The sequence below is a fragment of the Pararhizobium sp. O133 genome, assembly GCF_051669845.1.
GTDB lineage: Bacteria > Pseudomonadota > Alphaproteobacteria > Rhizobiales > Rhizobiaceae > Pararhizobium.
Map to the genome: position 1 here is coordinate 917501 of NZ_CP196426.1, position 13916 is coordinate 931416.

11 protein-coding genes, 1 tRNA gene and 2 rRNA genes (1 of these 14 cut by a window edge) are annotated in these 13916 nt (G+C 58.0%); 13 read left to right on the top strand and 1 reads right to left on the bottom strand.

The window, feature by feature from the left end; all coding sequences use genetic code 11:
- The 8 genes from ACST81_RS04285 to ACST81_RS04320 form a co-directional block, all read left to right on the top strand.
- Positions 1-2511: ribosomal RNA gene (locus tag ACST81_RS04285) — 23S ribosomal RNA — on the top strand; it begins 374 nt to the left of the window's first position.
- Between the two features lie 273 nt (positions 2512-2784).
- A 5S ribosomal RNA gene (gene rrf, locus ACST81_RS04290) occupies positions 2785-2899 on the top strand.
- A gap of 389 nt (positions 2900-3288) precedes the next feature.
- Positions 3289-3365: transfer RNA gene (locus ACST81_RS04295), tRNA-Met, on the top strand.
- Positions 3366-3396: 31 nt separating this feature from the next.
- On the top strand, positions 3397-3717 hold the full coding sequence (locus ACST81_RS04300; RefSeq protein ID WP_438751602.1) for a hypothetical protein: 321 nt from the start codon (positions 3397-3399) through the stop codon (positions 3715-3717).
- A gap of 355 nt (positions 3718-4072) precedes the next feature.
- Positions 4073-4330, top strand: coding sequence for a glycine zipper family protein (locus ACST81_RS04305; protein ID WP_438751603.1), 258 nt, complete (start codon positions 4073-4075; stop codon positions 4328-4330).
- Between the two features lie 334 nt (positions 4331-4664).
- The gene (locus ACST81_RS04310) at positions 4665-6212 is read left to right on the top strand and encodes an AbgT family transporter (RefSeq protein WP_438751604.1); all 1548 of its coding nucleotides are present in this window, start codon (positions 4665-4667) and stop codon (positions 6210-6212) included.
- Between the two features lie 41 nt (positions 6213-6253).
- Positions 6254-7459, top strand: coding sequence for a M20/M25/M40 family metallo-hydrolase (locus ACST81_RS04315; RefSeq protein WP_438753374.1), 1206 nt, complete (start codon positions 6254-6256; stop codon positions 7457-7459).
- 206 nt (positions 7460-7665) lie between these two features.
- Positions 7666-9501 (top strand): SLC13 family permease, encoded by a 1836-nt coding sequence (locus ACST81_RS04320; RefSeq protein WP_438751605.1) that lies wholly within the window; start codon positions 7666-7668, stop codon positions 9499-9501.
- Positions 9502-9574: 73 nt separating this feature from the next.
- On the opposite strand, the gene ACST81_RS04325 is transcribed toward ACST81_RS04320, so the two are convergent.
- A complete protein-coding gene (locus ACST81_RS04325; protein ID WP_438751606.1) occupies positions 9575-11287 on the bottom strand; it encodes a hypothetical protein in 1713 nt (570 codons plus the stop codon).
- Positions 11288-11818: 531 nt separating this feature from the next.
- On the opposite strand from ACST81_RS04325, the gene ACST81_RS04330 reads away from it, so the two are divergent.
- The 5 genes from ACST81_RS04330 to mbhE are packed head-to-tail and all read left to right on the top strand — an operon-like array spanning position 11819 to position 13893.
- On the top strand, positions 11819-12349 hold the full coding sequence (locus ACST81_RS04330) for a Na+/H+ antiporter subunit E (protein WP_438751608.1): 531 nt from the start codon (positions 11819-11821) through the stop codon (positions 12347-12349).
- Positions 12342-12602, top strand: coding sequence for a monovalent cation/H+ antiporter complex subunit F (locus tag ACST81_RS04335; RefSeq protein ID WP_438751609.1), 261 nt, complete (start codon positions 12342-12344; stop codon positions 12600-12602). Before ACST81_RS04330 ends, ACST81_RS04335 begins: the two co-directional genes overlap by 8 nt.
- 2 nt (positions 12603-12604) lie before the next feature.
- Positions 12605-12847, top strand: coding sequence for a hydrogenase subunit MbhD domain-containing protein (locus ACST81_RS04340; RefSeq protein WP_438751610.1), 243 nt, complete (start codon positions 12605-12607; stop codon positions 12845-12847).
- A 3-nt stretch (positions 12848-12850) separates the two neighbouring features.
- Complete coding sequence (gene mnhG, locus ACST81_RS04345) at positions 12851-13198, top strand: monovalent cation/H(+) antiporter subunit G (protein WP_438751611.1); 348 nt, start codon at positions 12851-12853, stop codon at positions 13196-13198.
- Positions 13195-13893: a hydrogen gas-evolving membrane-bound hydrogenase subunit E gene (gene mbhE, locus ACST81_RS04350; protein ID WP_438751612.1), complete on the top strand. Its 699-nt coding sequence runs from the start codon at positions 13195-13197 to the stop codon at positions 13891-13893. The genes mnhG and mbhE overlap by 4 nt, the downstream gene beginning before the upstream one ends.
- The last annotated feature ends 23 nt before the right edge of the window (positions 13894-13916 follow it).

Here is a 13916-nt window from a genome sequence, read left to right on the forward strand (position 1 = left end):
CCGCAAGTAGTGGCGAGCGAACGCGGACCAGGCCAGTGGCAATGATTGATAAAGTGGAACGGAATGGAAAGTCCGGCCGTAGCGGGTGATAGCCCCGTACATGTAGATGCAGTCATTGTCCTAGAGTAGGGCGGGACACGTGAAATCCTGTCTGAACATGGGGAGACCACTCTCCAAGCCTAAGTACTCGTGCATGACCGATAGCGAACAAGTACCGTGAGGGAAAGGTGAAAAGCACCCCGACAAGGGGAGTGAAAGAGAACCTGAAACCGGTTGCCTACAAGCAGTTGGAGCCATAATTGGTGACAGCGTACCTTTTGTATAATGGGTCAACGACTTAGTGTGACGAGCAAGCTTAAGCCGATAGGTGAAGGCGCAGCGAAAGCGAGTCTGAATAGGGCATTCAGTTCGTCGCATTAGACCCGAAACCGAGTGATCTAGCCATGAGCAGGTTGAAGGTTGGGTAACACCAACTGGAGGACCGAACCCGCATCTGTTGCAATAGATTGGGATGACTTGTGGCTAGGGGTGAAAGGCCAATCAAACTCGGAAATAGCTGGTTCTCCGCGAAAACTATTTAGGTAGTGCGTCGACCGAATACCCTCGGGGGTAGAGCACTGGATGGGCTATGGGGACTCACCGTCTTACTGATCCTAACCAAACTCCGAATACCGAGGAGTACTAGTCGGCAGACACACGGCGGGTGCTAACGTCCGTCGTGAAGAGGGCAACAACCCTGACCTCCAGCTAAGGTCCCCAAGTCATGGCTAAGTGGGAAAGGATGTGAGGATCCCAAAACAACCAGGATGTTGGCTTAGAAGCAGCCATCATTTAAAGAAAGCGTAACAGCTCACTGGTCTAAATAAGGGTCTTTGCGCCGAAAATGTAACGGGGCTAAAGCCATGCACCGAAGCTGAGGATACGTCGCAAGACGTGTGGTAGCGGAGCGTTCCGTAAGCCTGTGAAGGGAGACCCGTGAGGGCTCCTGGAGGTATCGGAAGTGCGAATGTTGACATGAGTAACGATAAAGGGAGTGAGAGACTCCCTCGCCGAAAGACCAAGGGTTCCTGCTTAAAGTTAATCTGAGCAGGGTTAGCCGGCCCCTAAGACGAGGCAGACATGCGTAGTCGATGGGAACCACGTTAATATTCGTGGGCCTGGTGGTAGTGACGGATTGCGTAACTTGTTCAGACTTATTGGATTGTCTGGGCGGGGAAGCGGTTCCAGGAAATAGCTCCACCGTATAGACCGTACCCGAAACCGACACAGGTGGTCAGGTAGAGTATACCAAGGCGCTTGAGAGAACTATGCTGAAGGAACTCGGCAAATTGCACGCGTAACTTCGGAAGAAGCGTGACCTCATCGTACGCAAGTATGGTGGGGTGGCACAGACCAGGGGGTAGCGACTGTTTATCAAAAACACAGGGCTCTGCGAAGTTGCAAAACGACGTATAGGGCCTGACGCCTGCCCGGTGCTGGAAGGTTAAAGGGAGAGGTGCAAGCTTTGAACTGAAGCCCCAGTAAACGGCGGCCGTAACTATAACGGTCCTAAGGTAGCGAAATTCCTTGTCGGGTAAGTTCCGACCTGCACGAATGGCGTAACGACTTCCCCGCTGTCTCCAGCATAGACTCAGTGAAATTGAATTCCCCGTGAAGATGCGGGGTTCCTGCGGTCAGACGGAAAGACCCCGTGCACCTTTACTATAGCTTTACACTGGCATTCGTGTCGGCATGTGTAGGATAGGTGGTAGGCTTTGAAGCGGGGACGCCAGTTCTCGTGGAGCCATCCTTGAAATACCACCCTTATCGTCATGGATGTCTAACCGCGGTCCGTTATCCGGATCCGGGACAGTGTATGGTGGGTAGTTTGACTGGGGCGGTCGCCTCCGAAAGAGTAACGGAGGCGCGCGATGGTGGGCTCAGACCGGTCGGAAATCGGTCGTCGAGTGCAATGGCATAAGCCCGCCTGACTGCGAGACTGACAAGTCGAGCAGAGACGAAAGTCGGTCATAGTGATCCGGTGGTCCCGTGTGGAAGGGCCATCGCTCAACGGATAAAAGGTACGCCGGGGATAACAGGCTGATGACCCCCAAGAGTCCATATCGACGGGGTTGTTTGGCACCTCGATGTCGGCTCATCGCATCCTGGGGCTGGAGCAGGTCCCAAGGGTTTGGCTGTTCGCCAATTAAAGCGGTACGTGAGCTGGGTTCAGAACGTCGTGAGACAGTTCGGTCCCTATCTGCCGTGGGTGTAGGAATATTGACAGGATCTGTCCCTAGTACGAGAGGACCGGGATGGACATATCTCTGGTGGACCTGTTGTGGCGCCAGCCGCATAGCAGGGTAGCTATATATGGAATGGATAACCGCTGAAGGCATCTAAGCGGGAAACCAACCTGAAAACGAGTATTCCCTTGAGAACCGTGGAAGACGACCACGTTGATAGGCCGGGTGTGGAAGTGCGGCAACGCATGAAGCTTACCGGTACTAATCGTTCGATTGGCTTGATTGTTCTCATTGCTCGTGCTCATCGAAGCGCCAAGGGCGCTTCAATGATCCTTTCTTCTGTCCTGACGCGCAATGCGCTCCGGACGGGCCGCGCTAACTAAGCGCGACGGCCGCTTGGCCTTGCGGAGCTCTGCTCCGATAAGTGCCTCAAGCAGCTTAGAAAAAGACGTGTTCAAATGACTAGTCACTAACGACTAATCCCTAATCACTCTCACGAGTGAACCAGCTTCTCATTTGGTTTGTCACCGTCGCCGGTGACATTCTTGCCCTTACTTGACCTGGTGGTTATTGCGGGGTGGCTGCACCCGTTCCCATTCCGAACACGGCCGTGAAACGCCCCTGCGCCAATGGTACTCCGTCTTAAGACGCGGGAGAGTAGGTCGCTGCCAGGTCTAGTAATGGCAAGAAATACCAAATCATGCGCCCGAAGCCGAAAGGCGAAGGAAAGCTGCATGATCAAACAAAATCTATCTTCTCTAAACACCTCCGGCCTAGCCGAAAACAACGGGCCGCCCTCAAGCGGCTTTTTTGCTTCGGTACAATCAAGCCGGAAAATAAACACAAATGGCTGCATTCTCGCTCGAAAGCAGCCAAATCCGCTAAAGGGCCCTGCCTGATACGGTACATCAAGGCGACAAATTCTGCGAATTTGCGCTGATGACGCGACATTTAGCGGCGCTAAATGCACGGTCGCGACAAATCCGGAGGGATTTGCACGGATGCGACAAGTCCATAGGACTTGCACAGACGCGATATTCGGCTTCGCCGAATACGCTGGTAACGCGGGGTGGAGCAGCCCGGTAGCTCGTCAGGCTCATAACCTGAAGGCCGCAGGTTCAAATCCTGCCCCCGCAACCAATCCTTCCAAAAAGCCCCACTGTGGGGCTTTTTGCGTTTCTCCGCCGTCAAACTCGCCGGCGCGACGCTTCTCAAGATAATCGTGCCGGCACAGCGCCTCGAATTATTTCTCCATGATCGTCGCCGCTTCCATGACCGCGAGGACGCTGGCGATTCCGCCGTGGACTTCCAGCGATGCCGGCTGGTGGCATGGGGTCTTGCCAACTACCACCTTCTGGATGAACTGGCGCACGATGTCGATAAAAGGTTGCTTCGTTTCCGTATCAGCGTGTTCGCGCATCTAATTGAAGGCACAATAGCCAAGAACGCGGAGCGTTTCCTCGATGGCAGTCCCCGAGATGGCGCTGATTAACGGGGCCGGGGATGGTGCATCCAAACTGCGCCGAAACAGACAAGGCAGCCGGCATCCATGCACGTATGCACGCGCGATATCGGCTCATGCAACCAAGCTCCCGAAGCGATCCCGCGCATCCGTGCCTTTCCTTCTGACGCGATGGTCAGCAGTGCACCGATGCAGCCACAACCCTTCCTCGACACTGCCGCAAGCCAAATGCAGGCCCCGCTTGGTGGCTGCAAATTTGAACCCAGAGCCTAGATTTCGGATTCCCTGCTCATCACAGAAGAGCCTGCGCCATTATAGTCGCAGGAATGCCACATGTGGCTTTTGGTGTTCTCTGGGGAATTTGCCTCCATCACAGGAGAGAGTGATGAAAATAGTGCTACTGGTTTCCTTGGCCGTTCTATCGCTTGCAAGTTGCACGCCCACTGAAAGGGGAGCGGGTATCGGCGCGGCATCCGGCGCTGTCATCGGCGGGGCGGTTACCAATGATTGGCGCGGCGCTGCCGTCGGAGCAGCCATCGGGGGCGCCTCAGGTGCCGTGATCGGCAATGTGGCGGGCCAGCCCGGCCGTTGCTACTTCCGGGATCGTCATGGCCGGCGTTATGTTGCGGCTTGCCCCCGCTAGTTTGAGGGAATGAGGCTGGACAGCCCTTTGGTTCTTGTAGCGACCGATTGACGATCACCGTCTGTGAATCTCCGCGAAGGATCTGCAGTCCACATGCCGTCAGGTAATGCGGAGCAGATCAACCAAGGGGGTAGCCTCTGGGCCAGTTGAAAAGAGGGAGATTTGCGCTCCAGTCCGACGGGGGCCCTTCCTGAATGAAATTCAACTCAGCCAGTAGGCGCCGGGAAGGTGTCTGTAGTGCGAGTGGCGCTCTGCTGATCGAACACTTGCCTACCCAGAACTGAATTCCGGCGCCTGCCAAGGGCGTAACTCTCAGACCTAACGGAGGCCAGACATGGCAGCTGCCAATGTCGCATCGAAGACCACGATGCAAAGATTCCTCGACGGTGTCGAGAAGGTCGGCAACATGGTCCCCCATCCCGTTGTCATCTTTCTGATCCTGATCGGTATCGTCATCGTTTTGTCGGCGATTCTGGGGGCGTTCGGGACCGCGGTCACGTTCGAGCAGATCAATCCCGAGACGCATGCGATCGAGACCGCATCTACGGGCATACGCAGTTTGCTGAATGTCGAGGGGATACGTTTCATGTATTCCTCGCTCATTCCCAACTTCATGAGCTTCACCGCGGTGGGGTTGATGATCGGTGCCATGATTGGTGCCGGGGTTGCCGAGGAATCCGGCATGGTCACGGCGCTTATCCGCAAGCTCGTCATCGTATCCCCCCGTTGGGCCTTGACCTACATCCTCGCTTTTGTCGGCATCCTGGCCAGCATCGCGGCGGATGCCGGCTACCTGGTCCTTATTCCTCTCGCCGGGGTCGCCTATCTTGCGGTCGGGCGGCATCCGCTCGCGGGCCTTGCCCTCGGTTTTGCAGCCGTGGCTGGCGCGTTCACGGTCAACATGCTGATCAAGCCGATTGATGCGGTCCTTGTGGAATTCACCAACGACGCCGCGCGTCTGGTCGATCCGGCGGCCTCGATCGGCCTGGCCTCCAATGTCTGGTTCTCTATCGCCTCGGTGCTATTTCTCACGGTCGTCATTGCTTTCATCACCGACCGTATGATCGCCCCGCGGCTGGGTGAATACAAGCCGGACACATCGAATGGTGCCGTTCCGGATCAGGGCGCGACACTGTCCGCCGAGGAATCGCGCGGATTGCGGTTCGCACTGTTCGGGCTTTTGGGCCTTGTCGTGGTTTTCGTCCTTCTGACGGTTCCCGCTGGAGCGCCGTTGCGCAATCCCGACACCGGTGAACTGATCGGCAATTCGCCCTTCATGAACGGCCTGATCGCGCTCATCATGCTGGTGTTTCTGGTAACAGGCTGGACCTTCGGCATTGGCGCGGGCACATTGCGTACCCTGGCGGAGGTGATCGCGGCGATCGAGAAGTCGATCAAGAACATGGGTGGCACCATCTTCCTGTTCTTTGTCCTTAGCCAGTTCGTCTCCTATTTTACCTATACCAATATAGGGACGGTCATGGCGCTCAGCCTTTCGGGCGTTCTCCAAGCCGCCAATATCGGTGCGCTCCCCTTGTTGCTCGGCTTCATCGTCGTCGTTGCCATTATCGATCTGTTGCTCACGGGCGCCATTGCGAAATGGGCGATCTTTGCGCCGGTCTTCGTCCCGCTCCTGATGAAGCTCGGGGTCGAGCCAGAGGCTGTCCTGGCAGCCTATCGCGTTGGCGATTCACCGATGAACGCGATTACTCCGCTCAACGCCTATTTCGCCCTCGTCGTCGGCTTTGCCCAGAAATATGACAAATCGGCGGGCGTAGGCACCATCGTCTCCCTGATGCTCCCCTATGTCGTGTGGATGTTCGTCCTCTGGACAGGTCTGTTTGCAATCTGGAAAGCGCTCGGTCTGCCTTGGGGGTTGTGACGACGGGTAGCATCAAGCCAATCAAACGAACGGAGACTATCATGAGCAGCTCCTCAATTCCCCTGGACGTCGCCGCGGCAGAAGACCATCTCATGCGGTTTCTCTCCGTCGAAGGCATCACCGGGCAGGAGGCAAATATCGGCGCATCTGTATCCGAGGCTTTACAGGCAATCGGCGTACCGAAGTCTGCAATCCGTTTCGATGAGGCCAACAAGCGTATCCCCCTTCCCACGGAAACGGGCAATCTTATCGTTGATCTTCCGGGAACGCGCCCGGGGCCGCGGCTTCTGTTCTCCACGCATCTCGACACCGTACCGCTCTGCGCGGGTGCAAAGCCGAGGCGCGAGGGTGACCGCATCGTTTCCGACGGCACCACCGCTCTTGGTGGAGACGCCCGCACCGGCGTTGCCGTGCTGGTTGTGGTCGCCGAGACGCTTCTCAAGCATAAGCTCCCACACCCGCCGATCACGCTGCTTTTCACCGTGCGGGAGGAGAGCGGGCTTCATGGGGCCCGCGAGTTGAACCCGGCCGACCTGAGTGGCGCGACAATGTGTGTCAATGTCGATGGCCAGATGGCTTCGGACCTGATCATTGGCGCCGTTGGGCAGGAAAATTGGGAAGCAGTGATCACCGGCCGCGCCTCCCACGCCGGCGTGGCGCCGGAAAGAGGTATTTCGGCGACAATGGTCGGCGCGGTTGCTCTTGCCGAGGCGCGGCGTGCCGGTTGGTTTGGCAAGGTGGTCAACTCGGATGGCCGGGGCACGAGCAATGTCGGCATCTTCGGCGGCAAGGATAACAAGCCGGCCGGTGACGCGACCAACGTCGTCACCGGCTATGCCTACATCAAGGGAGAAGCCCGTAGCCCGGAAGCCAGCTTCGCGACGAAAATCGCGAATGGATACAAGGAAGCTTTCGCGAAGGCACAGGCCGAGATAACTGATCACGAGGGAGAGACGGCGGAACTCGAATTCAGCCAGGTGGCCGCTTATCCCCCCTTTGAGCTGGGCAAGGACAGCCCGATCGTAAAACGCGCCGCCAAGGCGATGCAGATCCTTGGAATCGAACCCGTCTATGTTTTCTCAAATGGCGGACTGGATGCGAACTGGCTCGACAAGCACGGCGTGCCCACCATTACCATCGGAGCCGGGCAGGCCGAAATCCATACCATCAAGGAGTATGTAAACCTCTCGGAGTTCGAAAAGGGCTGCCGCCTCGGCATTCTCCTGGCCACGCTCGACGACCAGTAGCATGGCGAGGCCACGGCTTCCTGGGTGCGCGCTGCGACGTCGGGTGCCTTCGCGCTTTTCGACAAGACATGACCCCATCCGGATTTCGGGTGAGACCCGAGCGGCGGTTTCGTTGTGGGCATCGGACGTCAGGTAGCCAGCATCGAGCGGCCTCATTCCGTTGACGGTTTTGGTGGGCCGGCAAGTCAGAACAAGGAGCGGAACGTTTGAGCCCGATTGCATACACAGCCACCATCATCGCCGTCGTTGTCTTCCTGTTCGTCTGGAACAAGCTACCGGTCGTTGTCGTCGCCATGGCCACCGCTCTGGCGCTTTGGGGGACCGGAGTCCTCACGATTGGCCAGGCCCTCGGCGGCTTCGGTGATCCGGCAGTCATCTTCATAGCGTCGCTCTTCGTCGTCAGTTCCGGGCTCGAAGTCACCGGCGTCACCGCCTGGGCCGGCCAGCTTTTGATCCGAGGCGCAGGCGAAGAAAGCCGCACGCGCCTTCTGCTTCTCACCATGGGGCTGGTCGCGGTGCTGACCGCGCTGATTAGCGTCAATGGTGCCGTCGCCGCGTTGCTGCCGGTGGTGGTGGTTATCGCCGTCCGCCTCAAGCGGAACTCCTCGCAACTGCTGATGCCCCTGGTTTTCGCCGCCCATGCCGGTTCGATGCTGGCATTGACGGGAACCCCCGTGAACGTCCTTGTTTCTGACGCCGCGGTGGATGTCGGGATTGGCAGTTTCGGCTTTTTCGAGTTCGCATTGGTGGGCGTGCCGCTTCTGGCCGGCACGATGGCGATCATCATCCTGTTCGGAGAGAAACTGCTTCCCAAGCGTGATGGCGCGACCATGCCCGCTGATTTCAGCCGCCACGCCAAGACCCTGGTCGAGCAGTATGGCCTTGCCACCGGCATTTACCAGATGCGTGTGCGTGCGAGCTCGCCCTATGTCGGCACGCCGTCGTCCGGGATCGACCTTACGGCCACTCCCGGGCTGCAGCTTGTCGCCATGCAGGAAGGGGAAACCGCAGGGCCGCTGCGCGGACCACTGATTGCAGAGGGCGACCATTTGCTGATGCGTGGCGATGCCGAGACGGCCGCCGCTTTTGCTGCGGAGAAGCATCTCGCCTTTCGCGACGAGAAGGCTGTCGGCCAGGGTGAAGAAACATTGTTCAATCGCAGTTCGGGTTTGGCCGAAGTCGTGATCCCGCCGCGCTCGGGCCTTATCGGCGAAAGCGTGTTTGCAGGCATGGTCACGGAAAGCGGTGATCTCATCGTCCTCGCAGTGCAGCGGGCGGGTCAGGAAATCGCCGCACACAGCGCAACCAGAGATTCTGGTGCCGTTGTATTGCAGGCGGGTGATACGATGTTGTTGCAGGGAACGTGGAGAGCACTCGATATTCATCTCGATGACCCCGATGTCCTGGTGGTGAACTCGCCCGAACTGGTTCGCCGCCAGGCCGTTCCCATGGGGCCGGGCGCGTATCAGGCGATCGCCATCCTGATCGCTATGGTACTGCTTCTGGCAACAGGCATCGTGCCGCCGGTCGTGGCCGGCCTTCTCGCGGCCGGAGCCATCATTCTGACCGGGATCATGAGCGTCGAGCAATCCTATCGCGCCATCGGCTGGACAACCGTCATTCTTGTCGGTGCCATGATGCCGCTGTCCACGGCAATGGTCGAGACAGGTGCGGCCAAGCTGATGGCCGAGCACCTCGTGAATTTTGTCGGCGACGCCGGTCCGGTAGCCCTGCTTGCGGGACTGTTCGTCCTGACGGCGATCATGGGACAGTTAATCAGCAATACAGCGACTGCACTCATCGTGATCCCGATCGGGGTGGCCGCCGCGACAACAATGGGCATCTCGCCGCGCCCGGTACTGATGAGCACGGCGGTGGCTGCGGCCGCCGCGTTCCTGACGCCAATTGCAACGCCCACGAATCTGATGGTGATGGGGCCGGGAGGGTATGCGTTCAGCGACTATTGGAAGCTCGGACTGCCGCTCCTGATCTGGTTTTTCGTTGTCGCCGTCTTTCTCGTTCCGATGATCTGGCATTTCTGAAGGGGCAAGCTGCAATGGTCGGACCAACCGGCTTTTGGCGCTGCTTCGGATATGAAAAGCGGTGCGGTAAATCCTATTTTGATCTGACAAGTCCGGAGAACCCGGCGACCGCGAGCAGGCTCAGGGCCCAGCCAATCACCGACTGGAAAAAGTAGTAGTTCAGCGTGATCGCTCCAGACGGCTTCATCGGGTTCGGTCTCCAGAAGTCTTTTTGTCCGATCGACAATACCGGCAACAGAACGTCCAGTGAGTACATTACCGAATTGAACTCCGGGTAACTTGAAGCCTCGGGTTGATCGCGGAAACAGGAGAGCTGATTCTGACCGGCTGATGCACGTCCGGGAAAGGCTTGGCCGCTCGACGGCATGTAGCGGCTTTCACTTTGTTCAAGTCCGCACATCGTCCATTCAAGCGAGCGCAGGATAACCGGACTGTTGGGCTTTATCGCGCCGTTTTGCTGGGCGAAGGCGAACACCCCCGTGCCAATTGCCCAGAACAGGATCAGCCAAAGCAAAGCAAGGAGCGGCTGACGCCCATAGCGGACGGTTATGGCAAGGACGCCATCCCTGAATGCCAGGCCGGCACGCAACACCGGATTTTTTGCCCGTGCCCGTCTTGCGCGCCGTTGCAACCGCTCCTTCGCGATAAGGACGGCGCGAGCGTCTTCTTCATGGCCCATCTCTCCCAGAACCGTCGAAAGCTGCTCATAGGGCTGCGGCCAGAAATCCGCTTTCCACCGCTCCGGCGTCTGGCGCGACAGCCAGTCGAGCCTGCTGGCCGCATCCACAGGCCCGCCGATGATTGCACCGTACTGGCACCGGTTCATCAGCAGATCGCCGGTCTGCGGCCAGCTTTCCTGGTCATCGTCGATTGCACCGATCGTCGTTGCCGTGAGATCGAGCATGCCCGCGATAGAAGCACCCTGCCGTAGGAAGAATGCACCGTCGACGGCGGCATGATTGAGCCTCAGTGCATACCCGCCAGGCTGTGAGAGACTGGCCGAGGAGCAATCGATGTCTCCGCGGAAGCGAGCGCCAAGCAGCCTGGACTCGCCAACAATTGTTGCCCCTCTGAGAGCGAAGTCGCCGCCCGCCACGATCGCGTTGCCATTCAGAGCGACTTCACCGGGCCGCTCGATCCTGCCGCCGACCGCATTAACGTCTCCGCCGAGGCGCGCTGCCGACAGGTTGATGCCCCCTCGCACATTGGCGCCCCGCAAGAGAATGCCGCCCCTTACGTCCAGGCCGCCGGCATCAAGGGCTATTGTGTCAGGAGAGATAATCGAGACACCATCGGCCTCGAAGCTGGCGCCGATGCGAGCCCCGGAAAACTCCATCTCTCCAGTGACGGTCGCGCCACGAATCGAAATGCAGCCACGCGCCTCGAGCCGGTCGGCCTGCAGGCCTGGCAATACCGAGCCATCGAGGAACAAATTGTCGATTATCGCCGACCGAAAAATCGGAGAGGCTTCGAACCGGCAGTCCTTCAACCCGATGTCGCGCGGGATCCGGCAGCCCTCAAGGTCGAGTATGCCTGTCACCCAGGCTCCGCTGACCCTGACGCCCTTCTCGTGAGAATAGGAGTTGTTGTTGCCCAGGATAAGAAAGCGCAAAAGTTCCGCGCGCAACGTGCGCTCGGGATCGTCGCTCTCTGGCAGTAAGCCGTCACCCAGCCGGTCGAAATCACCAGAACTCAGATAGGCAACGATCTTGGCCTCGGCGGCGCTCAATGGCTCAAAATTGGCGAGCGTGGGCATAGCGGCTCCGGCGCCTGTCTTCTCGTTCATGAGTTGGATATCCCTCCGGTGCCGGTTAAAGCTCGCCCCAACAACCCGCGCGTTTGAGGGTTCCATTTGATCTCGTGACCCAAGAACCCGGCGATGACGGCCCATTTCACCATGTGAACTTCCTTTCGCCGTTGCAGCCTCCGGAACTGCGGTGCCTCAGCCTCCCGACGAGGTGACAAAATGTCCGCATTTTTCGCCAACGCTGCCAGCGAGCCGATTTACGTTGGGCTGCTTTGTCCTTGGACTCGATTGATTTATCCGTTTTCAGCGCGGGTCAAGAGGCATCGGTCGGATCATATCAGCCAGCGCCCTGAAAGCATTGCATCACAACGACATATCGGACTCGAGGCATATTTTCTGGATTCCATGCCGATCACAACGTGATGCGCGCGGTGTTAAGCTCGGCTTTAGAATTTGCACTTTGCCGCAACCGGGAACGCGTCGGGTTCGGCCAAAGTCAGAAGCACTCAAGAGACGAATTTCCGGCCTTGAATGGGCGTTTAACTGTGATCGCTTTATGAAAGCCTGGCGATGTCTGCACACCAAGGAAAAATGCGGAAGCATGTACTGGAACTGCCACGAGGACTGGTTTTTCTCTGGATTTTTCTGTTTGCCGTTTGGCTGGTGATCAATGCGTCCATGGAACTGCCGGTCGTTGCGAGCGGTGCGCTTGTATCCTTGGTCCTGTCGTGGATCTTCCTTCGAAGAAGCAATGTTTGGCGCATCGAGATGACGCCTCGCAGGGCCCTTCATTTCCTTGCTTATACGGGTGTGTTCTTTACTGAAATGGTGAAGGCGAACATCGAGATGTTACGCTATGTCTATGCTCCGCGCATCGATATCCGGCCGGGCATCGTGAAAATCAACGTTCGACTCACCTCGCCGATCGGCAGGCTGGCGCTGGCCAATTCGATTGCGCTCACGCCGGGTTCGCTTGTCCTGGATATCACTGACAATGCGATGTTCATTCATTGGCTCGACGTCAAGACCACTGATCCGGAAAAAGCCAGCGAGATGATCGCCGGAGCGTTCGAAAAACATTTGGGAGCGGCTTTTGGCTGACATCCTCCTCCAGATCGCGGCCGTTTTGATCTTTTTCAGCATTGTCCTTGGAGTGTTGCGCCTGATCATCGGGAAGACCGTCGTCGATCGCGTCGTCGCCATAGACATGCTGACGGTGGTTTCGATCTCGATGATTGCGCTCTACGCGCACCTGTCCGGACGCTTCCTCTATCTCGACGTCGCCCTCGTCTATGGGGTGCTGAGTTTTCTGGCTGTCCTCGCCATTGCGCGCTTTCTCGAAAAGGGGCCATAGTCGTGCTCGAGCTATTGATCCTGTTGGTCTGCGGCAGCATCCTGGTGAGCGGTTTATTGGCTGTTCTGCTGGATAATCTCATGGCCGCCATGATCAGCGGGGGGCTCGCAAGCCTGTTTGCAGCTGTTTCCTACGTGTTGCTTGCCGCGCCCGACGTGGCCATGGCCGAAGCGGCGATCGGTTCAGGCCTTGCGACCCTGATTTTTCTCTACGCCATCCGCAAAACCAACGGCGGAAAGGAATGAGACATGGCTGAGCTGATCGGTAGCATGGTGATCCTGGCCGGTGCGTTTTTCCTCTTTTCCGCCGGTCTCGGCCTCTTGCGCATGCCCGATACCTATACCCGGATTCAGGCCGGGACAAAGGCCTCGACCCTCGGAAACATCCTGGTTCTTGCAGGCCTCGGTATCTACCATCCCGACTGGGCGCTTAAGCTGCTGATCGTCGCCTACTTTATCCTGATGACCAATCCGCTGTCTTCACACGCCCTTTCACGGGCTGCCTATGCGATCCGGACCCCGATGACGCCGACCACGATGTTCGATGCGTTGCGTGATGAAAACAACAAGACGGAGAAGGAGGATATCGCGCCATGAAGCGTGCTTTCACTCTCCTGGTGCTCGTGGCATTCGGCCTCGTCTTCGCCGGTCTTGTCGGCGACTACAGCGAACGCCAGACGTTGTCCGCTCTGGCTCAATACTATCTGACCGAAGTGCCCCGCGAGCTTGGTGCGCCGAATATCGTCACGGGTATTTTGATCTCGTTTCGCGGCTTCGATACACTCGGCGAGGTCGCTGTGCTTTTCATGGTGGCGGCGAGTGTCGGTACGCTTCTTGACGGCACGAAGGGAGATCGGAAGTCTTCCCAAATCGCGACGGGTGAAAAGACCATCGGCCCGAGCGAACTCGTGCGAAACGGCGCGGAAGTGGTGCTGCCGCTGATTTTTCTTTTCGGCGCCTATGTCATCATGAACGGCCACCTTTCGGCAGGCGGCGGTTTCCAGGGCGGGGCCGTCGTCGCGTCTGGTGTCATGCTGTTCATGCTTGCCTATCCCCGCGGGTTGATCGACCATCGTTTTCTCAGCATTACGGAATCGCTCGCGGGCGTTTTCTATGTCTCCATCGGCATCCTGGGCATGATTCTCGCGGGAGGCTTTCTCGATAGCACAATTCTACCGCGCGGTGAGTTCGGGGCGTTTCTCAGCGCCGGTGCGATCCCGGTCATCTCAGCCTTGCTCGGGATTAAGGTCGGTGCGGAGTTGAGTGTCATCATCGACCGGTTCCGAAGCTAGGCGTCACGGGAGGAGGTAACATC